The following is a 20,137-nucleotide window of genomic DNA, read 5'->3' as shown; positions in this document are numbered from 1 at the left end:
GCTAAATAGGTTGTACAATATATTAATAATCTCAAATGAGACGTTTAAGATATGATGATTGAGCTGCGCCATCTGCGCTACTTTATTGCCGTTGCGGAAGAGCTGCACTTTGGCCGCGCCGCACAGCGGCTGCACATTTCTCAGCCGCCGCTCAGTCAGCAGATTCTGCAGCTGGAACAGGCGCTGGACGCGCAGCTGTTCACCCGCACTAATCGCAGCGTACAGCTCACGCCGGCCGGCCAGTCGTTTTTACAGGATGCGCGCGCGGTTTTATTGCAGGTGGAACAGGCGGCCGGGCGCGCGGCGCGCATTCATCACGGTCAGCAGGGAGAGCTGCGCATCGGCTTTACCTCCTCGGCGCCGTTTACCGGACTGGTGTCGGATGCGCTGTATCACTATCGGCAGCGCTGGCCGGAGGTGCATATTCAGATGCAGGAGTACAACACGCGGCAGCAGCTGGCGCCGCTGCACGAGGGGCGACTCGATCTGGGCGTCATGCGCAATACGCCGCTGCCGGAGGATCTTCAGCACCGCCTGTTGCTGCGTGAACCGCTGTGCGCGGTGGTGCACCACGCGCATCCGCTGGCACAGGCCACGTCAATTAGCATCCGGGCGTTAGCCAGCGAACCTTTTGTTTTCTTTGATGCGCAGGGCGGCACGGCCCTGTACGGTGAAATTCTGGCGCTGCTGCATCGCTACCAAATCAAACCTTACATTACCCAGGAAGTGGGTGAAGCCATGACGATACTCGGTCTGGTGGCAACCGGGCTGGGCGTTTCGATTTTACCCGCCTCGTTTGCCCGCGCGCGACTGGCGGAAGTCGCCTGGATTCCGCTACAGGAAAGCGATGCCATTTCTGAGGTGTGGCTGGTGTGGTCAGCGCTGCGCCAGCCGAGTGCGCAGATGAGCAATATGATGGCGCTGCTGCTGCACAATGCCGAGGAATGAACCCGCGGGTACAGAAAACCGCGTTCTTTGTGTGCGATAAATCACATTTCTAATCAAATATTTGACGCTGCGCGCCAATCTGCATCACCATAGCTGCTGTTTATTTAGAAGCGCGAAAATATCCGGGAGCAGGGCGTGAATCTGGACAGTCAGCCTGGCCATATTGACCAAATAAAACAGACCAATGCCGGTGCAGTGTATCGTCTGATTGACCATTACGGTCCGATTTCGCGGATTGAGCTGTCGAAACGTGCCCAGCTGGCCCCGGCCAGCATCACCAAAATTGTGCGCGAAATGCTGGATGCGCATCTGGTGCAGGAGACCGAGTTTCAGGAGCCAGGCAGTCGCGGACGGCCGGCGATAGGGCTGATCCTCGATACCCTGGCCTGGCACTATCTGGCTGTTCGCCTTCAGCCGGGGTTCATCACCCTGACGCTGCGCGATCTCAGCAGCCGCGCGCTACAGGAAGATCGCCTGCCGCTGCCTGCCAGCGCCGACACGCCGCTACTGCAGACGCTGCAGGAGCTGGTCAACGCCTTTTTCATTCGCCATCAGCAAAAACTTGAGCGTCTGACCGCTATCGCCATTACCCTGCCGGGACTGATCAACGCCGCCTCCGGTGTGGTGCACCGTATGCCGGGCTATGACGTACAGGATATGCCGCTGGGCGAAACCCTGGCGCAGCGCACCGGGCTGCCGGTATTCATCCAGCATGATATCTCCGCATGGACGCTGGCAGAGGCGCTGTTTGGTGCCTCACGGGGTGCGCAGGACGTGATTCAGATTGTCATTGATGAAACGGTGGGCGCCGGGGTGATCAGCGGTGGCCAGCTGCTGCACAAAAGCGGACGCGCGCTGGTGGAGATTGGTCATACGCAGATCGATCCTTACGGCCAGCAGTGTTACTGCGGCAACCATGGCTGTCTGGAAACGGTGGCCAGCACCGGCAGCCTGCTGCAGCTGGCGGCACAGCGCTTATCGTCACAGCCGGACAGCCAGCTGCACCAGCAGCCGCTGACGCTGGCCTCGCTGTGTGCCGCTGCGCAGCAGGGCGACCGGCTGGCGCGGGACGTCATTGCCGGCGTCGGTCATCATATCGGGCGCATGCTGGCGATGATGGTCAACATCTTTAATCCTCAACAAATTCTTATCGGTTCACCGCTTAACCAGGCGGCGGACGTGCTGTTCCCGGCGGTCAGCAGCACCATTCGCCAGCAGGCCCTGCCGGCGTACAGTCACGCTATCCAGCTAACCCCCGCGGCTTTCAATGATCCCGGCACGCTGGGCGGCGCGGCGCTGATCAAAGACGCGCTCTATAGCGGCCATTTACTGATAAAACTGTTGCAGGGCTAACGCCAGCCCGCCTTAAGTTTGCGCTAACGCAAGCTCTCGCCTGGGACAAATCCTTAAACTGCCTCCTTTGCAGGTTACACATCGCTTTAATGAAGGAGGAGAAAGGTGAAAACGATTTTTGTCACCGGTACCGACACCGCGGTGGGTAAGACCGTGGTTTCCCGCGCACTGTTACAGTGCTTTGCCAAAGCGAATCTGTGTGCCGCTGGCTACAAGCCGGTTGCCAAAAGCGCGCAGCACACGCCGGAAGGGCTCCGTAATAAAGATGCCGTACTGCTGCAGCAGGCATCCGGCCTCACGCTGAACTACAGCGACGTCAATCCCGTGACGCTGGAAGAGGATGAAATCAGCACCAGCCCGGCGCAGCGCATCGATTATCCGTTACTCAATCGCGGGCTGGCTGGCTTACAGGATCGCGCTGCACGCGTGGTGGTGGAAGGCACGGGCGGCTGGCGCAGCCTGATGAACGACTTACGGCCGCTGTCGCAGTGGGTGCAGCAGGCGCAACTGCCGGTGGTGCTGGTGGTGGGCATTAAAGAGGGTTGCATTAGCCACGCTTTACTGACCGCCGAAGCGATTGCCGCCGATGGACTGACGCTGGCGGGCTGGGTCGCCAATCGTATCAATCCCGGTCTGGCGCACTATGCTGAAATCATTGATGTTCTGCGCGATAAGCTGAACGCGCCGCTGTTGGGTGAACTGCCTTATCTGCCGCGCGCCGAACAGCGTGATTTGAGTGGTTATCTGGATATTACGTTACTCGGGGGTGATGCGTTGCACAGCGAAAGTGCAAAGCCCGCCGCCTGATGAAACAAAATGCGGCATATCGCACGCAGCTGAATCCGGAGTTTCAGGAGCGGCTGCTTTTTTTTACGCCGTAAACCTGTTTGTATTCAATCATCTGCCCTGAATTTTTTCTCTCCGCTGTCGCCCTGGCGCGTTTCATGCATCAGGCAAACTGATAAATCGTTTGCCGGAGCCCTGCTATGTCGCACCCAGAAGAAGAGAAAGGTTTGTTGTACGGGCTGGATGCCCGCATCGGTCCTGCACCGGCGTTCTTTGCCGCCCTGCAGCACGTGCTGGCCAGCGTGGTCGGTATCATCACGCCGCCGCTGATTATCGGTTCCGTACTGGGGTTACAAGCCTGGATCCCGTATCTCATCAGCATGTCGCTGTTGGTTTCCGGACTCGGCACCTTTCTGCAGGCGCGCCGTTTCTGCGGCATTGGCGCAGGCATGATCTGTCTGCAGGGCACCAGCTTCGCCTTTCTCGGCGTCATTCTCTCGGCGGGGATGACGGTGAAAGCGCAGGGCGGTTCACCGCAGGCGATCCTCGCCATGATTTTTGGCTGCAACCTGGTGGCGGCGCTGATCCCGATGCTGATTAGCCGCTGCATCACACCACTGCGAAAAGTGCTGACCCCGGTGGTGACTGGTACGGTGATCACCCTGATTGGTATCAGCCTGATAAAAGTCAGTATTACCGACTGGGCGGGCGGGCATAACGCCCGCGATTTTGGTGCGCCGGGTAATCTGGCGCTGGGGGCGGTGACCCTGCTGGTGATTATCGTGCTTAACCGCTCCCACTCGCGCTGGGCGCGGCTGGTGGCGGTGGTCGCCGGCATTGGTGCGGGCTGCATCGCGGCGGCGCTGAGCGGTCATCTGCCGCTGAAGCCGATGGCGGAGACGCACTGGCTGGTGCTGCCTTCGCTACTGCATTTTGGCTTTGATTTTAGCTGGACGCTGTTTGTGCCGATTGCGCTGGTCTCGGTGATCTGCGTGATTGAGGCGGTGGGCGATCTGACCGCCAACTGTCTGATTTCACGCCAGCCGCTGGAAGGCGACGGGTTTCAGCGTCGGCTGCAGGGCGGGATTCTGGCCGATGGCCTCAGCTGCCTGCTGGCGGCACTGTTCTCGGCGTTTCCCAATACCACCTTTGCGCAGAACAACGGGGTGATTCAGATGACCGGCGTCGCCAGTCGCTACGTGGGAATGGTGATTGGCCTGATGCTGGTGCTGCTGGGCATCTTCCCGCTGGTCGGCAACCTGCTACAGCAGATTCCGCCGCCGGTGCTGGGCGGGGCAACGCTGGTGATGTTTGGCAGTGTGGTCGCCGCCGGTATTCGCGTGATGACGCAAGCCCCACTGGGGCGGCGTGAGATGCTGATTGTGGCGGTGTCGTTTGGCATTGGCCTCGGGGTGGAAGCGGTTCCGGACGTGCTGAAACAGTTTCCGCCGCTGGTCAGCAACCTGTTTGGTCATGCGGTCACCACCGGCGGGATTCTCGCCATGCTGCTGAACGTGGTGCTGCCGAATGAAGCTAAAACGGTTGCGGCGGTCGGCGCGGTCGAAGAGAGCAACTGACGCACAATTTACCTGGAGAATCGCGCCCTCCGTGGCGCGGTTCGGTCGGGGTTACGGGTTGAGACGACGGCGCGTGCGGCCGGAGCTGAGGTAATCCGCAATGTAATCCTGCGAAATTTCGCCGCTGTAGCGACCTTCCTCATCGACAATCGGCATCCATACCGTGTTGTGTTCATACAGCTTCGACAACACCACGCGCAGGTTCTCCTCCGCTTTGCCGGTGACCTTAAAGGTGTGCAGCATCTCCTCGCAGCGGCCGGTGGCGCCGCGCGCTTCACGACGTTTGACAAAGCCCAGCGGTTTGCCATCTTCGTCGACCACCGTGACCGAACGCATGTCGTTGTCGTCCATGGTCGCGAACGCCTCCTGCAGCGGGGTGCTGCGCTGCACGGTGATGGTCGGCTGCTGATCGGTGACGTCGCCCGCCTGCACCAGCAGCAGACGCTTAAGCGTACGGTCCTGACCGACGAACGAGCCGACAAATTCGTTGGCCGGCTGCGCCAGCAGTTCGTCCGGGCTGGCGCACTGCACGATTTTGCCCTGGCCAAACACCGCGATGCGGTCACCGAGCTTCAGCGCCTCGTCAATGTCGTGGCTCACCAGCATCACGGTTTTCTTCAGCTGGCGCTGCATATCGAGGAACTCGTTCTGAATCACCTCGCGGTTGATCGGGTCGACGGCACCGAACGGTTCATCCATCAGCAGTACCGGTGGATCCGCCGCCAGCGCGCGGATCACGCCGATGCGCTGCTGCTGGCCGCCCGACATCTCACGCGGGTAGCGATGCAGAAACTTCGTCGGGTCAAGCGCCACCATGCTCATCAGCTCCGTCGCCCGTTCCCGACAGCGTTTTTTGTCCCAGCCCAGCATGCGCGGCACCACGGTAATGTTCTCTTCAATGGTCATGTTCGGGAACAGACCAATCTGCTGAATCACATAGCCGATGTTGCGGCGCAGCGTGACAGTATCCTGGCCACTGGTGTCTTCGCCATTAATTAAAATCCGTCCGCTGCTGGCGGGGATCAGACGGTTAATCATCTTCAGCGTGGTGGTTTTGCCGCAGCCGGATGGGCCCAGCAGCACACACATCTCCCCGGCAGGCACTTCCAGGCTGACGTTGTCAACGGCATTGAACGTGGTGCCGTTTTTTTGCGTAAAGGTTTTCGTCAGGTTTTCCAGTTTTATCATTATCGAATCCCCTTAGGAGTCAGCGCCGACTGCAGACGGTGCAGCAGCCAGTCAAGAATAATCGCCAGTAAACAGATCATCAGTGCGCCGGCTATCAGCATACGCACATCACTGCCGCTGATGCCGTCCAGCAGTTGCAGGCCCAGGCCGCCGGCACCGATCACCGCCGCAATGGCCATCACGCCGACGTTCATCACCACGGCGGTACGGATACCGCCGAAAATCACCGGCAGCGCCATCGGAATTTCCACCCAGCGCAGGCGCTGCCAGAAGGTCATGCCGATACCGCGACCGGCTTCGCGCAGCCCGGGCGGCAGGTTTTCCAGCGCGGTATGGGTATTACGCACAATCGGCAGCAGTGAATAGAGAAACACCGCGGTAATCGCCGGCAGGGCGCCAATTCCCTGACCGATCAGTGAAAACAGCGGAATCATCAGGCCAAACAGCGCAATGGTCGGGATGGTCAGCACGATGGTGGCGATGCCCAGCACCGGTGTTGCCAGCCATTTGAAGCGGACAATCAGAATGCCCAGCGGCACGCCGACGAGGATGGCAAAACCTACCGCTACCAGCACCAGCCAGGTGTGCTGCCAGGTCAGCGCCAGCAGCGTGTTCCAGTTATCCATGATGTAATGCAGGGTATCCATTGCGCCTCCTTACAGCATGTTTTTGGATTTGAGAAAATCACGCGCCACCTGCTGCGGCGACTGGTGATCGATATCGACGCGCTTGTTCATCTCGGTGATGGCTTCATCGGTGATCAGCGGCGACAGCGCATTCAGCGCGGCCTCAAGGCCAGGATGGCTTTCCAGCACATCCTGACGCACTACTGGCGTGACGTTGTAACTTGGGAAGAAGTGCTTATCATCCTCCAGTACTTTCAAATCAAAGCCTTTTACCCGGCCATCGGTGGTGTAGATCAGTCCGGCATCGACAAAGCCGTCGCGTACTGCGTTGTAGACCAGACCGGGGTCCATCTGACGAATCTGTGGGCGATCCAGCGGCATGTTGTAGGCTTTTTGCAGCGGTTTCAGACCATCCGAGCGGCCGGCAAACTCCAGATCGAGACCGAGTTTCCAGTTGTGATCCGGATCGGTGTTGCGTACCTGTTCCAGCTTCGCCACCAGCTGCGACATGGTGCTGATGCCTTCGGCGTCAGCGCGCTGGCGCTGCATGGCAAACGCGTAGGTGTTATTCATCGGGGCAGGATTGAGCCACACCAGTCCCAGCTTCGCGTCCAGCTGTTTAACGGTTTTGTACGCCTCTTCAGACGACATCGGCTTGTTGATATGGTTAAAAATAATCAGCGAGGTGCCGGTATATTCCCACGTCATATCAATCTGCTTGTTGATCATCGCGTTGCGCCCGATGGTGGTGGCGATATTGGTTTTCGGGATGACCTGAAAACCTTTCTTTTGCAGCCACATCACCGTCATCGCAGACAGGATATGTTGCTCGGTAAAGCTTTTGGTCGCCATTACGATGGGCGTGGCGGCGAGCGCGCCGTGACTGAGGGTTAAGGTGGCGGTCAGGGCCAGCGCGGTGCGTTTGACCCAGCGCGCCAGCAGATTAGCAGTGGCCATAATTACATGCTCCGGGTTAAGCCGCAGAGTGCGGGCTGAGGACGCGTCCCAATGCTGCCAGCAGCATGTCGAGGATCAGGGCAAACAGGGCGGTGGCCACTGCGCCGAGGATCAGCGTCGGGAAGTCGTTGAGATAAATACCGGGGAAAATCAGCTCGCCGTAGCTGCTGGCACCTATTAAAAAGGCCAGCGGCGCGGTGCCGACGTTAATCGCGGTCGCGATGCGTACCCCGGCGAGGATCACCGGCAGCGCATTCGGCAGTTCAACCCGGCGCAGCCGCTGCAGTTTGGTCATGCCAATACCGTTAGCAGCTTCAATCAGCGACGGCGGCACCGCGCTCAGACCGGCATAGGTGTTGCGCACAATTGGCAGCAGCGAGGCGAGGAACAAGGCGATCAGCGCCGGGCGATCGCCAATGCCGACAATCACCATCGCCAGCGCCAGCACGGCCAGCGGTGGCAGCGTGTTACCGACGTTGAAGATTTGCATCACATATTCAGCCCAGCGACGGGCGAAGGGACGGCTGAGCAAAATCCCGCTCGGGATGCCAACCAGTAAAGCGCATAACATCGACCAGAACACTAAGTACAGGTGTTGCTGCCCAAGGTAAAGTAAATCCACCTTGCGGTCGCGCAGCGTATCCAGCCCTAATCCCCACACCAGCAGGGCTATCACCACCACGATGGCGAGCAGTGCCAGCCCGGCACGTCGGGCGAGCGATGCATTGTGCATAGCGTGCGTCTCCCTGATTGAAAAAATCGATTGATTTTATGACGTTATTTTCAGCGTACCGGCGTTATGCGGTACAATACACAGACGAAAATCCAGCACGCTGTCAAATTGCAGTTAAAATGACTGTTTCCCGGCTTTTTCACAGTGAAAAACCAGAAACTGCCTTTAGAGCTATAGCAACGCTTGATGATCATTGCCAGTTTTCACGGCAAAATCAGGTAGATACAAAAGCGGTAAAACTAAGCGAAACCCGCATGAAATAAGGTGTCGCTCTACAATAAAAAATTTTCATCAAGATAGGTGACATTGTCACAAATAGGCGCACGCAGAGGAAACTGAGTCGGCGAAATTTCGACTAGCCTTGTAAGAAAAAGGGAGACGTATGACTGAAAGCGCACAATTACAAACGGAACATCGCCACTGGATTCTGATTGCCTGCATGCTGGCGATGTTTATGGCTGCCATTGAGGTCACCATTGTGGCCACGGCCATGCCAACCATCATTGCCGATCTTGGCGGTTTCGCGCAGTTTGGCTGGGTGTTTTCTATTTATCTGCTGACGCAGGCGGTAAGCGTCCCGTTGTACGGCAGACTGGCGGATATCTGGGGCCGCAAACGATTATTTTTCATCGGCGTAACGCTGTTTTTGCTGGGCTCGGTGCTGTGCGGTTTTGCCCATAGTATGACGTGGCTGATTGTATTTCGTGCCTTTCAGGGCCTGGGTGCCGGGGCGATCATGCCGCTGACTACCACCATCGTGGCGGACATTTACTCACCGCGCGAGCGCGCCAGCGTGCAGGGCTGGCTCTCCAGCGTCTGGGGCGTTGCGGCCGTCATAGGTCCGCTGAGCGGTGCCTGGCTGGTTCAGCACTTTAACTGGTCGGTGATTTTCTGGGTAAACGTGCCGATTGGCCTGCTCTCAATGCTGCTGCTGGCGCGTTTTCTGCCGGCGCGCGAACAGCATCAGGGCGCAACGCTGAATCTGACCGGCAGCTGCTGGTTGATGATCAGCGTCACCGCACTGCTGGTGGCGCTGTTACAGGCGGAAGCGCTGGGTTTCTGGCTGGTGCCGTTCCTGGCGCTGGCGCTGCTGGCCGGCTGGCGGCTGAAACACCATGAGCAGCGCGCCGATGCGCCGCTGTTTCCACTGGCGCTGTGGCGCAGCCGCCTGATTGTTGCCGGTAATGCCGGGAACCTGATTATCGGGGCCACCATGATGGGCATCAGCGCGTTTCTGCCGACGTGGATTCAGGGCATTACTGGCGGCACGCCACTGCAGGCGGGCAGCGCGCTGGCGATGATGTCAATTGGCTGGCCGCTGGCCAGTACGCTCAGCGGGCGCCTGATGCTGATCACCTCGTATCGCTTTACCGCGCAGCTCGGCGCGTTTTTACTGATTGCCGGCAGCGCGCTATTACTGCTGCTGCGCGCCGACAGCAGCATCATGCAGGCCGGGCTGACGGCGTTTGTTATTGGCACCGGGATGGGCATGACCAGCACCACCTTTCTGGTGTCGGTACAAAATCATGCGCACTATGAAATTCGTGGCATCTGCACCGCCTCAATTATGTTCAGCCGCATGCTGGGTTCAGCCATCGGCACCGCGATAATGGGCGCGGTGCTCAACCTTAACCTGTCGCTGCGGCTGCCGCAGGCCAGCGATCCGATGCAGAAAATTATGGCACCGGAGAGCCGTAAGACGCTGCCGCAGGAACAGTTACACTTCTGGACCGGACAGATTGCCAGTTCGCTGCACTGGGTATTTGTGGTGGCATTGCTGATTGCGCTGCTGACGTTGTGGATTGCGTGGCTAATGCCGCGTCAGCGGCCGGAGGCGGAATAAAGCAGGGCGGCCGACCAGCCGCCCGAAGAGATTACTGTGCGGGAGCATCCTGCGAGCTGCCCGCGCTGTCCGGCACGCTGCTATCCGCATCGCGACCGTTTTTCTTGTAAACGATTTTCTGCGTGTCGTTTTCACAGTGGCCAACGACCTGACCGCCTGCCTGATCAACCTGATCGTTCGGCACGATATCCAGCGTAAAATCCGATTCTGCCACGCCATTGTTGATGATCTTTTTGCTGATGTCGGCGCGCACGCTTTCGCAGGACGCCTGCACCGCCAGCGGTAACGCCAGCGCCATTAGCAACACAACTGCATTACGTTTTTTCATCACTCACTCCTTGTTGCGTCATTCCCGTGAAAACTATAGCAGCTGTCGCGCGTTACGGCGCCAGCGGACGGCCGGTGCGGCGATCGAGGCAGCGCAGGGTGTTCGGTTCCCAGTACGCATTAACGTTGTAGCTTTTTTCGCAGGCGTCGCGGGTATCAAAGGCCCGGTCTGCCTTATCGAACTCTTTCTCCACGCGGGTATTTACCTTGTTACGCAGGTTGCGCGTATCGTTCCACTGCTCTTTGCTCTGACGCGCCGCCTCGTTGCTGGCCGCGTTGTTGCCATCTTCGATAATCAGGCGATCCGTCTTAGCGACAGCCAGCGGCGCAGTCAGCAATACGCTGGCGGTCAGCGTGGTAGCCAGCAGGGCGGAAAACAGTTTTTTCATCGTCATTTCCTTTCGTTAACTCCAGCACAGCGCGCAGGGCGGCTGTCACAACACTGTCTGTCAGTATATCATCGCTGCTTCTTTGCTCACCAGCGGTGAGCGGTTTGTTTAACGATCAGAGAGACTTTGTATGCTGGTGAAAACCGCGCTGCTGTTTTTTATCACTGCGATTGCCGAGATCACCGGCTGTTTTCTGCCGTGGCTGTGGCTGAAGCGTGGTATGAGCGCCTGGCTATTGTTACCGGCCGCAGCCAGCCTGGCGCTGTTTGTCTGGCTGCTGACCCTGCATCCGGCAGCCAGCGGCCGGGTATATGCGGCTTATGGCGGCGCGTATGTGTTAACGGCGCTGATCTGGCTGCGGCTGGTCGATGGCGTCAAACTGAGTGCATGGGATTGGGTGGGTGCGCTGGTGGCGTTCAGCGGCATGCTGATTATCGTTATCGGCTGGGGCAAGGCCTGAACCGGCCGCGCAGGGCGACCCGACGGGCCGCCACGCGCAGCTTGCTTATCCTTTAAACACTTTCAGTCCGGCGGTGGTTTGCGTCACCGGCATAATTTCCAGCGTGTTGATGTTGACGTGCTTCGGCAGCGTGGTCACCCAATAGACCGCTTCCGTCACGTCTTCCGCCGTCAGCGCGGTGGTGCCTTCATACACCGCATCCGCGCGGCCATCGTCACCTTTGAAGCGCACGTTCGAAAACTCGGTGCCGCCCACCAGGCCAGGCTCGATATCGGTGACGCGCAGCGCGGTGCCGTGCAGGTCGGTGCGCAGATTGAGGCTGAACTGGCGCACAAACGCCTTGGTTGCCCCGTACACGTTGCCGCCGGCGTACGGCCAGCTGCCGGCTATCGAGCCAATGTTGACGATGTGACCGACGTTGCGCTCTACCATGGCAGGCAGCACGGCGCGCGTCATGTACACCAGCCCTTTGTTGTTGGTGTCGATCATATTTTCCCAGTCTTCAACGCTGGCTTTATGCGCCGGTTCGACGCCCAGCGCCAGCCCGGCATTGTTAACCAGCACATCGATATCACGCCATTCGGCGGGCAGGGCAGCGATGGCTTCTTCGATAGCCGCGCGGTTACGCACATCCAGCTGCACGGTATACAGGTTGTCGCCCAGTTCCTGTTTTAATTCCTGCAAACGCTCAGCACGGCGTCCGCTGGCGATCACTTTGTGACCTGTAGCAATGAAGCGGCGGGTGATACTTTGACCAAAACCGGCGGTCGCACCGGTAACAAAAATAATCATCTCACTGTTCCTTATACGATTTCAGGTTCTCTGCCACACCTTAGCATTAACCCCGCAGCGGCGCTCATGAAAAGCGTGAGCGGCGTGTTGCAGAATCTTTCCTGCACGTTTGCGGTGCAGCCCTGCACCATGAGCGTGCCCGATCAGGCCCCTTTTCCCGGCGTAAAACGCCAGCGCAATGCGCAAGGGCAATACCACGAACAGGCAATCGGTTACGCATACGATTGCCTGCAATTTTTGCGACGATAATCGCGCTGAAACTGTGTATTTATCTGAATTTAAAGTGATTGTTGGGTGAACTTGCCTGGCATGCGGTTTGCAATATCTTTGCTATATCTATCTGAAACCTGCATTACACCCTGAAGGAAGCGTCATGTCAGACTCTGTTGTAACCCGCCTGCGCGCCAGTTTTTTTGATTTCCCCGCGCTGGCCGACCAGCCCGATGGCCTCGCCGACCGGGCGCGCTATATTGAAGACGGTCTGCTGACGCTGCGCGACGGCAAAGTGGTGAGTCTGGAGCGCTGGCAGTCGGCACATCAACACCTGGAATCAACGCAGGTGATCGATCTGCGCGGCAAGCTGATCCTGCCGGGGTTTGTGGATACCCATATTCACTATCCGCAGACCGAAATGATCGGCGCATTCGGTGAACAGCTGCTGGAGTGGCTCAATCAGTACACTTTTCCGGTCGAGAGCCAGTACCACTGTGCGGCGCACGCGGCGCGCATGTCAGCGTTTTTCCTGCAACAGCTGCTGGCCAACGGCACCACGACTGCGCTGGTGTTTGGTACGGTGCATCCGCAATCGGTAGACGCGCTGTTCAGCGCCGCCGAACAGCTGGAGATGCGGCTGATCGCCGGCAAGGTAATGATGGATCGTCACGCACCGCCGGAACTGACCGAAACGCCGGCGCAAAGTTATCAGCAGACGCGTGAGCTGATTCAGCGCTGGCACCAGCGCGGGCGTCTCGGTTATGCGCTGACGCCGCGCTTTGCGCCGACCTCATCGCCGCAGCTGCTGGAAAAAGTGCAGCAGCTGAAAAACGAGTTTCCCGATACCTGGCTGCATACCCATCTCAGCGAAAATCAGCAGGAGATCGCCTGGGTAAAAAAGCTGTTTCCCGCCCATGATGGCTATCTTGATGTGTATCACCAGCATCAGCTCACCGGCAAACGCAGCGTATTTGCCCACTGCCTGCATCTGGAGGATCGCGAATGGCAGTGCCTGCACGATACCGACTCGGCGATGGCCTTTTGTCCGACCTCCAACCTGTTCCTCGGCAGCGGGCTGTTCAATCTTAAACGCCGCTGGCAGCAGCGCGTGCGCATGGGCATGGGCACCGATGTTGGCGCCGGCACTACCTTCAATATGCTGCAGACGCTGGGTGAAGCCTATAAGGTGGGGCAGCTGCAGCAGTACAAACTCAGCGCTGCAGAAGCGATTTACCACGCTACGCTGGGCGGCGCCCATGCGCTGGATCTTGATGACAAAATCGGCAACTTCAACCCCGGTAAAGAGGCAGATTTTGTGGTGATCGATCCTGCCGTATCACCACTGCAGCAGCTGCGCATGGCCAACAGCGACGATATCCATCAGCGTTTGTTTGTCCTGATGACGCTGGGTGATGACCGTAACATCGCACAAACCTGGGTCAACGGTAAGTGCGTGTGGCAGCGGGAAAGCCATACGCACGCGCAAGGTTGTTGCCAGGCGACGAAACTGCCAGGATAAAAGCATCCCGCCGCAGGTGGCTGCGGCGTTGCTGATTATCAGGAGCGATAATGACTTCACGTGCCAATCCGTTTTTTAACGTCAGCCCGTTGCCGTACCAGACACCGCCGTTTGATCTGATCGACGAAGCGCATTTCCTGCCGGCGCTGGAAGCCGGAATTGCCGAAAAGCGCCAGGAAGTGGCGGCCATCGCCAGCAACCCCGAGCCGGCAACCTTTGCCAATACCTATGAAGCGCTGGAGCGCAGCGGTAGCCTGCTAAATCGGGTGTACCCCGTTTTTGCCGCGATGACCTCAGCCAATACCAGCGAGCAGCTCCAGCAGGTTGATGAGCTGATCACCCCGCAGCTGACGGCGCTCAATGACGAAATCTACCTTAACCCGGCGCTGTTTGCGCGGCTCGACAGCGTGTATCAGCAGCGCGGTTCGCAGTGCCCGGATGCCGAAGCGATGCGTCTGGTGGAAGTCACCTGGCAGCGCTTTCAGCTGGCCGGCGCCAGCCTGAGTGAGAGCGATAAAGCGCAACTGCGCGCCTGTAATCAGGAGCTGGCCAGTCTGGGCACGCGTTTCGGTAACCGGCTGCTGGCGGCAACTAACGCCGCCGCTTATACCGTCAGCAGCGCGGCGGCGCTGGACGGCCTGTCGCCGGCGGCGCTGGCACAGGCGAAGGACGCCGCTGAGGCGCGCGGGCTGCACGACGCATGGCTAATCCCTCTGCAAAATACCACCCAGCAGCCGGTGCTGCAGTCGCTGACGGTGCGCGCCACGCGCGAAGCGCTGTTTCAGCAGGCGCTGACGCGCAGCGAGCAGGGTGACGACAACGACACGCGCGCCATCGTATCGCGCATGGCGCAACTGCGTGCGCAGCAGGCCAGTCTGCTGGGCTTCGACAGCTTCGCAGCATGGAGCCTGCAGGATCAGATGGCGAAAACGCCGGAAGCCGCCCAGTCCTTCATGCGCAACATCGTGCCCGCCGCGACGGCGCGCGCCGGGCGTGAAGCGGCGGATATTCAGCAGCTGATCGCCGATCAAAACCACAGCTTCACGCTGCGCGCCTGGGACTGGAATTACTACGCGGAGCAGGTACGCACCGCGCAATACGCGCTGGACGAAGGGCAAATCCGCCCCTATTTTGAGCTCAACACTGTACTGGAAAAGGGCGTGTTCTGGTGTGCCAGCCAGCTGTATGGCATTCGATTTGAACAGCGCCACGATCTGCCGGTCTACCATTCGGACGTCAACGTTTATGAGATTTTCGATGCCGACGGTGCACCGTTAGCGCTGTTCTACACCGATTTCTTCACGCGGGATAACAAGAGCGGTGGCGCATGGATGGGCAATTTCGTCGACCAGTCGACGCTGCTGGAAAGCCGGCCGGTGATTTACAACGTCTGCAATTACAGCAAGCCGCAGCCCGGTCAGCCGGCACTGCTCAGCTGGGATGAGGTGATCACGCTTTTCCATGAGTTTGGCCACACGCTGCACGGCCTGTTCGCCACCCAGCGCTATGCCAGCCTGTCCGGCACCGCCACACCGCGTGATTTTGTCGAGTTTCCGTCGCAAATCAACGAACACTGGGCCAGTCAGGATCAGGTGTTTGCCCACTATGCACGTCATTATCAGACCGGTGAAGCGATGCCCGCTGCGCTGCGCGACAAAATGGTGCGCGCCGCGAAATTCAACAAAGGCTATGACATGACCGAACTGCTGGCGGCGGCACTGCTTGATTTGCAGTGGCACTCGCTGTCACCGCACGATAATCCGCAGGATGTCAGCCATTTTGAGCAGCAGGCGCTGGCGGCGGAGAATATTGCCCTGAGTGCCGTGCCGCCGCGCTATCGCTCCAGCTACTTTCGTCATATCTGGGGTGGCGGCTATGCGGCCGGGTATTACGCCTATATCTGGACGCAGATGCTGGCCGACGATGGTTATCAGGCGTTTGTCGAGCGGGGCGGTCTGACGCGCGAAAATGGTCAGCGCTTCCGTGAGCAGATTTTGTCGCGCGGTAACAGCAGCGATCTGCAGCATCTGTGGCTGGCCTGGCGCGGTAAAGCGCCGGACATCGGGCCGATGCTGAAACACCGCGGCCTCGACGAGGCGTAACGCGCCGTAACCGAAGGGCCAGCCAGCGGTGCAGCTGGCTGGCCTGCACGCTTATCCCAGCGGACCGCCTTCAATGGTGTCACACATGCCGGCCAGCACGCGCTCGCCGGTTTCCTCTTTCAGTCCGGCATACCATTCCGCGGTGACCGCCGCATCTTTGGCGTGGGTGACATCACAACGCTTGCGCGCTTTCAGCACCAAATCACGGGTGCGCTCGACGCGGCGCGCTTCATAGCGCAGCAGCCCGTCCTCAATGCCCAGCGAGTGGGCGGTCAGGGTTTGCGCCAGTACCACCGCATCTTCCATGGCCGCACAGCCGCCCTGACCGATATCCGGCGTGGTGCTGTGTGCCGCATCCCCCAGCAGCGCCACACGTCCTCTGACAAAGCGGCTGAAGGGTTCGATATCATGAATCTCCACGCGATTGGTGGTTTGTGCGTCAATGCTGGCGATCAGCCGCTGAACCGGCTCGGCCCAGCCGGCAAAATAGCCGCGCAGATCGTCTTTCACCGTTGCGCGATCCTGCGCCAGCCCTTTTGGCAGCGGGACATCAAAGAAAAAGTAGAAGCGGTTACCGCTCACCGGCATCAGCGAGACGCGCTTGCCCTCGCCGACAAACGTGGTCCACTGATCGGCGGGCGCGATGCTCTCATCGATGGTGACCAGGCCATTCCAGTTAACGTAGCCTGCGTAGCGGCGCTCGACGTGTTCGCCCAGCACGTGATGGCGAATCACCGAGTGGGTGCCGTCGGCGGCCACCATAAAATCCCCTTCAGCCTGGCTGCCGTCATCAAACCAGGCGGTCACGCCGCTGGCATGCTGCTCCACCCGTTCAACGCGTTTGCCAAAGCGGATGCGTTCGCGGCCGTAGCTGTCGATCAGCAGCGCCTGTAACTCTGCGCGTGCGACCGGATAAGGGTATTCGCCAACCTGCTGCACCAGCGGTGACAAACTGAAGCGGGTCAGGGTGCTGCCGCTGTGGCCATCGTTGTAAGCCATAAACGCCATATTGCCGCCGAGCGCGCGCAGCTGTGCCTTGAGCCCCAGCGCATTGAGACACTTCACGCCGTTAGGCCAGATAGAGATGGCCGCGCCGACCGGTTTCATCTCTTTCACCGCTTCATATACCGCGGTGCTGAAACCCGCTTTTTCCAGCGCCAGCGCCGCGCTCATGCCGCCGATGCCCGCTCCAATCACAATCGCTTTCATTATCGTCTCCTATACTGTGCACCCTAAGCCCTGCAACTTTTGTACCATCTTGCAGGGTCAGGGTGATGGTGAGTTAAAGTATTGAAAATAATGATTTCTATTCTGGTCGGGTCAGACGCTGCTTCGGCAATGGGCGCAGATGCTGCACCTTAACAGGGCGTCATCCGGGGGAAGGTGAACCAAAGGTTTCACGCTGGCAATCATCCGGCCAGCGTTCATACTCTCTACATCCATCCTGCGAGGACTGAATGATGAAATGGATAATGATGTTATGGCTGCTGGGCAGCCTGAGCGCAGCGGCGCAAACGCCGTGGCAGCCGGAGAGAAAAGGGGATTTGCCGCAGCTCACGCCGGTAGCAGCGAAGTGTGATGTCTCTTCCTGTCAGCAGAATTGTTATGTGCAGCAATCGCAGTGCAAGAATGACAACGGCGGCGGTTGTGGCTCGCTGGCGCAGATTTGCGTACAAAACTGTGCCAGCCAGTGCCGCTAGAGCGTTTACGGATCGTCTTTGATACGGCGATCGATGGCGAAGGGAGCGGAGGTCGCTGTGGCAATCAGCGCGGCCGCGGCCGGGTGATCGGGGTTAAACAGCGCATTATCTTCGCCGGTGAGGATGCTGGGCACCGTCATCAGCAGGGGAAAGCCATTGTGCGGATCGAGAAACGCCGCGCCGATGGCCTGCGTCTCCTCCTGCTGCTGATATTTTTCCCAGCCGGCCGGCAGTTTACTGCTGTCGAGGGCGATGATGTCGGATTCCGGTACCGCCACGGTAAACACCACAAAGCGGCTTTGCTCCAGCAGCGTTTTCCCGGCGTGCACCACCAGTTCCAGCGTCGCCAGCGCTTTAGAGCTGCTGAGGTAAACCGCTTTCATCCCGGGCGGATTCCAGCGGCCACCCCATTTTTCTGCGCCAGCACCGTTAAACGCCTGGCTGGCGTACTCCGCTTTGACAATTCGATAGAACACCCTGACGGGTGTGGCCGGATCCTTCCGTCGTGTCATCAGACAATCACTCCGTGCTCCAGGCGGCCAATCAGCGTCAGCACCGCATCGCAGCCGGCGGGCGTACTGAGCATGTTAATCGGCTGCGCGTTGTCGAGCGCCAGCGCAGGCTGATACATCCAGTGCATCGCCACTTCCGGATCGCCAGCGAACAGCTGGATCACCGCATCCAGCACTTCAAACACCTGATAGATGCGCGCGCCCTGTTCGACCGAGAGCTGCGATCCAGACTTCTCGCGGCGCCGGTAGGTATTGCGGTCAATCGAGACCATTTGCGCGATGTCGATCGGCGTCGCTTTCAGAATCGTGGCGGCGCGTTCGACAATGCCGACATCCATGCCGTCGGTGATCAACTTATGCGCCTTAAGCCGGTTACGCGGCAGCCCCATCTGATCCATAAAAGAGGGGCGGGCGTGCTGAATCAGCGACGGATCAAAGATGCGCGATCCGCTGGTGGGATTAAAAGCCGATGCGGTGGACATCACAACCTCCTGATAATGTTCATGTGAACATTTTTATGCATCAAGTGTACAGCATTTGCCCGCCGGTGTCATGGTTTGTTCACGCCGCACCGCCATTAACTGGCGGTGCGCCAGATGTCGCTCATCGCCAGCTCAAGTTTTTTAAACAGCCGGTAGCGTGTGTCATGGAACGCGAAGCGCGCCGCGCGGGGCTGCAGCGCCTCCGGCGTAAGCGTGACCGCCTGCTGCACGGCGGCAGCCAGATTCGGCCACTGACCCACGCCCACGCCCGCACACAGGGCCGCGCCCAGCGCCCCGGTTTCGTGGCAGGTTGCGACGCGAATCGGCATCCCCAGCACATCCGCAAACATTTGCGGCCAGACACTGCTGCGCGTCGCGCCGCCGGAGAGCGTGGCCTGGTTGACCGTAATGCCGGCCGCGCGCAGCCGGTCAATGTGCGCCCGGTGGGCAAAGGTCACGCCTTCAAACAGGGCAAACAGCATGTCAGCGCGCGTATGCCAGCCGCCGAGACCGTAAAAGCCGGCTTTGGCGGGTTCGGCTTTCCGCCCTGAGTAGAGGTAAGGGTGATACAGCGGCAGCTGCGCGTCAGGCCTGACCTGTGCCACGCTGTCGCTGCTGCGCGCCGCGCCCTGGCCGGCGCGGCCATCATCAAATTCACGCAGGAACCAGTCAAGATTGGCGGCAGAAGTGGCGCTGGCCTCGATCGCCATGTAGCGGTCGCGTTCGATGATCGAATTCATAAACACCGGGCGCAGATAATCAGGTTTGTCGACCACCACCTGATTGATGCTCCAGGTACCGGCGACAATGGAGGCCTCACCGCAGTTCACTACGCCCGAGCCGACCGCGCTGGCAACCACGTCAAACATGCCGGCCACCACCGGGATGCCAGCGGGTAAACCGGTGAGCTGTGCCGCGCGGGCCGACACCACGCCGGTGACCTCGCAGGATTCACGCAGCGGTGGCAGCAGGGCGAGCGCCTCTTCGATGCCATACAGCGCCAGCAATTCGCCACTGTAGCCGCGCTGGCGGTAATCAATCAGCCCGGCACCGGCGGCATCCGAATAGTCCGCGCTGACGTTGCCGCACAGAAAATGGGCGATGACATCTTTGGCACACAGCAGATGGCCGATCTGCGCCCAGCGTTCCGGCTGATGCTGACGCATCCAGCTGATCAGCACCGGCGTTGCGGCGGGCCACGGTTTCTGCAATGACAGCGCGTAAATCTGCTGCGCCGCACCGCTGGATTCCAGCGCCTGCACCGTGGCGCTGGCGCGATGATCAATCGACTGGATGCCAAACAGCGGGCGCTGCTGACGATCCAGCGCATACAACCCGTTGCCGTGTCCGGCGGCCCCGATGGCAATCACTTCGCTGCCACGCGTGCCGGCTTGCTGCAGGCAGCGACTCACCGCGTTGCTGACGCCGCGCCAGATATCTTCAACTGGCCGTTCAGCATAGCCTTCCTGCGGCTGATGCGTTTCGCCGGCGCACTCCGCTACCGACAGCACGCGGCCGCTCAGGTCAAACAGTACCGCTTTGATCATGGTGTTTCCGGCATCGATGCCGAGAATCTGGCTCATATCCGACTCCGTTTCAGGCGAAGACGGCGCACCGCTTAAGCGCCGGT

22 protein-coding genes are annotated in these 20,137 nt (G+C 59.4%); 11 read left to right on the top strand and 11 right to left on the bottom strand.

The annotated features are described in order from the left end of the window. Positions 1-51: 51 nt before the first annotated feature. The 4 genes from C1N56_RS10025 (at position 52) to C1N56_RS10010 (ending at position 4,664) form a co-directional block, all read left to right on the top strand. Positions 52-948, top strand: coding sequence for a LysR family transcriptional regulator (locus C1N56_RS10025; protein ID WP_394516611.1), 897 nt, complete (start codon positions 52-54; stop codon positions 946-948). Positions 949-1,083: 135 nt separating this feature from the next. Further along, positions 1,084-2,301: a sugar metabolism global transcriptional regulator Mlc gene (locus tag C1N56_RS10020; RefSeq protein ID WP_394516610.1), complete on the top strand. Its 1,218-nt coding sequence runs from the start codon at positions 1,084-1,086 to the stop codon at positions 2,299-2,301. A 105-nt stretch (positions 2,302-2,406) separates the two neighbouring features. Then, positions 2,407-3,108 (top strand): dethiobiotin synthase, encoded by a 702-nt coding sequence (gene bioD / locus C1N56_RS10015; RefSeq protein WP_021506076.1) that lies wholly within the window; start codon positions 2,407-2,409, stop codon positions 3,106-3,108. Positions 3,109-3,287: 179 nt separating this feature from the next. Further along, the gene (locus C1N56_RS10010) at positions 3,288-4,664 is read left to right on the top strand and encodes a nucleobase:cation symporter-2 family protein (RefSeq protein ID WP_058769779.1); all 1,377 of its coding nucleotides are present in this window, start codon (positions 3,288-3,290) and stop codon (positions 4,662-4,664) included. 51 nt (positions 4,665-4,715) lie between these two features. Here the strand turns inward: C1N56_RS10010 and osmV are convergent, their stop codons facing one another. From osmV to C1N56_RS09990, 4 genes are read right to left on the bottom strand one after another with little or no spacing between them, the layout of a single operon-like run. After that, complete coding sequence (osmV, locus tag C1N56_RS10005; RefSeq protein WP_021506074.1) at positions 4,716-5,852, bottom strand: osmoprotectant ABC transporter ATP-binding protein OsmV; 1,137 nt, start codon at positions 5,850-5,852, stop codon at positions 4,716-4,718. Further along, positions 5,852-6,499 (bottom strand): osmoprotectant ABC transporter permease OsmW, encoded by a 648-nt coding sequence (osmW, locus tag C1N56_RS10000; RefSeq protein WP_021506073.1) that lies wholly within the window; start codon positions 6,497-6,499, stop codon positions 5,852-5,854. Before osmW ends, osmV begins: the two co-directional genes overlap by 1 nt. 9 nt (positions 6,500-6,508) lie before the next feature. Continuing rightward, entirely contained in the window at positions 6,509-7,435 is a 927-nt protein-coding gene (locus C1N56_RS09995; protein ID WP_058758530.1) for a glycine betaine ABC transporter substrate-binding protein, read from the bottom strand. 16 nt (positions 7,436-7,451) lie between these two features. Next, positions 7,452-8,168 carry an ABC transporter permease gene (locus tag C1N56_RS09990; protein WP_021506071.1) on the bottom strand — a complete coding sequence of 239 codons (717 nt, stop codon included), beginning with the start codon at positions 8,166-8,168 and terminating at the stop codon, positions 7,452-7,454. A gap of 17 nt (positions 8,169-8,185) precedes the next feature. Here C1N56_RS09990 and C1N56_RS09985 point away from each other — a divergent pair, with 17 nt between their 5' ends. Both C1N56_RS09985 and C1N56_RS09980 read left to right on the top strand, forming a co-directional pair. Beyond that, the gene (locus tag C1N56_RS09985; protein ID WP_125308735.1) at positions 8,186-8,431 is read left to right on the top strand and encodes a hypothetical protein; all 246 of its coding nucleotides are present in this window, start codon (positions 8,186-8,188) and stop codon (positions 8,429-8,431) included. A 119-nt stretch (positions 8,432-8,550) separates the two neighbouring features. Then, on the top strand, positions 8,551-10,011 hold the full coding sequence (locus C1N56_RS09980) for an MDR family MFS transporter (protein ID WP_394516609.1): 1,461 nt from the start codon (positions 8,551-8,553) through the stop codon (positions 10,009-10,011). A gap of 31 nt (positions 10,012-10,042) precedes the next feature. Here C1N56_RS09980 and C1N56_RS09975 read toward each other — a convergent pair whose 3' ends face one another. Next, positions 10,043-10,339: a DUF1161 domain-containing protein gene (locus C1N56_RS09975; RefSeq protein ID WP_058769782.1), complete on the bottom strand. Its 297-nt coding sequence runs from the start codon at positions 10,337-10,339 to the stop codon at positions 10,043-10,045. 52 nt (positions 10,340-10,391) lie between these two features. Continuing rightward, positions 10,392-10,727 (bottom strand): DUF1283 family protein, encoded by a 336-nt coding sequence (locus C1N56_RS09970; RefSeq protein ID WP_010618460.1) that lies wholly within the window; start codon positions 10,725-10,727, stop codon positions 10,392-10,394. A gap of 133 nt (positions 10,728-10,860) precedes the next feature. Between C1N56_RS09970 and C1N56_RS09965 the strand changes: the two genes are divergently transcribed. Further along, positions 10,861-11,187, top strand: coding sequence for a YnfA family protein (locus C1N56_RS09965; protein ID WP_152391547.1), 327 nt, complete (start codon positions 10,861-10,863; stop codon positions 11,185-11,187). Between the two features lie 45 nt (positions 11,188-11,232). Here C1N56_RS09965 and ydfG read toward each other — a convergent pair whose 3' ends face one another. Further along, on the bottom strand, positions 11,233-11,979 hold the full coding sequence (gene ydfG / locus C1N56_RS09960) for a bifunctional NADP-dependent 3-hydroxy acid dehydrogenase/3-hydroxypropionate dehydrogenase YdfG (RefSeq protein ID WP_010618462.1): 747 nt from the start codon (positions 11,977-11,979) through the stop codon (positions 11,233-11,235). 66 nt (positions 11,980-12,045) lie between these two features. Between ydfG and C1N56_RS09955 the strand changes: the two genes are divergently transcribed. From C1N56_RS09955 to dcp, 3 genes are all read left to right on the top strand, one after another. After that, complete coding sequence (locus C1N56_RS09955; RefSeq protein ID WP_132462541.1) at positions 12,046-12,228, top strand: hypothetical protein; 183 nt, start codon at positions 12,046-12,048, stop codon at positions 12,226-12,228. A gap of 124 nt (positions 12,229-12,352) precedes the next feature. Further along, complete coding sequence (gene guaD / locus C1N56_RS09950; RefSeq protein WP_394516608.1) at positions 12,353-13,711, top strand: guanine deaminase; 1,359 nt, start codon at positions 12,353-12,355, stop codon at positions 13,709-13,711. A gap of 50 nt (positions 13,712-13,761) precedes the next feature. Next, positions 13,762-15,813 carry a peptidyl-dipeptidase Dcp gene (gene dcp / locus C1N56_RS09945; RefSeq protein WP_394516607.1) on the top strand — a complete coding sequence of 684 codons (2,052 nt, stop codon included), beginning with the start codon at positions 13,762-13,764 and terminating at the stop codon, positions 15,811-15,813. A gap of 51 nt (positions 15,814-15,864) precedes the next feature. Here the strand turns inward: dcp and hpxO are convergent, their stop codons facing one another. Beyond that, a complete protein-coding gene (hpxO, locus tag C1N56_RS09940; protein WP_021506065.1) occupies positions 15,865-17,022 on the bottom strand; it encodes an FAD-dependent urate hydroxylase HpxO in 1,158 nt (385 codons plus the stop codon). A gap of 248 nt (positions 17,023-17,270) precedes the next feature. Between hpxO and C1N56_RS09935 the strand changes: the two genes are divergently transcribed. Further along, positions 17,271-17,513 carry a hypothetical protein gene (locus C1N56_RS09935; protein ID WP_369974293.1) on the top strand — a complete coding sequence of 81 codons (243 nt, stop codon included), beginning with the start codon at positions 17,271-17,273 and terminating at the stop codon, positions 17,511-17,513. 5 nt (positions 17,514-17,518) lie between these two features. On the opposite strand, the gene C1N56_RS09930 is transcribed toward C1N56_RS09935, so the two are convergent. The 3 genes from C1N56_RS09930 to C1N56_RS09920 all read right to left on the bottom strand — a co-directional run bounded on the left by C1N56_RS09930 (position 17,519) and on the right by C1N56_RS09920 (position 20,090). Then, positions 17,519-18,025 (bottom strand): RES family NAD+ phosphorylase, encoded by a 507-nt coding sequence (locus C1N56_RS09930; protein ID WP_104186664.1) that lies wholly within the window; start codon positions 18,023-18,025, stop codon positions 17,519-17,521. Beyond that, positions 18,025-18,507 (bottom strand): type II RES/Xre toxin-antitoxin system antitoxin, encoded by a 483-nt coding sequence (locus tag C1N56_RS09925; RefSeq protein ID WP_021506062.1) that lies wholly within the window; start codon positions 18,505-18,507, stop codon positions 18,025-18,027. Before C1N56_RS09925 ends, C1N56_RS09930 begins: the two co-directional genes overlap by 1 nt. 95 nt (positions 18,508-18,602) lie before the next feature. Continuing rightward, positions 18,603-20,090: an FGGY-family carbohydrate kinase gene (locus C1N56_RS09920; RefSeq protein WP_282954104.1), complete on the bottom strand. Its 1,488-nt coding sequence runs from the start codon at positions 20,088-20,090 to the stop codon at positions 18,603-18,605. Positions 20,091-20,137: the final 47 nt, after the last annotated feature.

It is taken from the genome of Pantoea sp. SGAir0175 (genome assembly GCF_043547855.1).
This window is presented reverse-complemented; position numbering and strand designations above follow the sequence as displayed.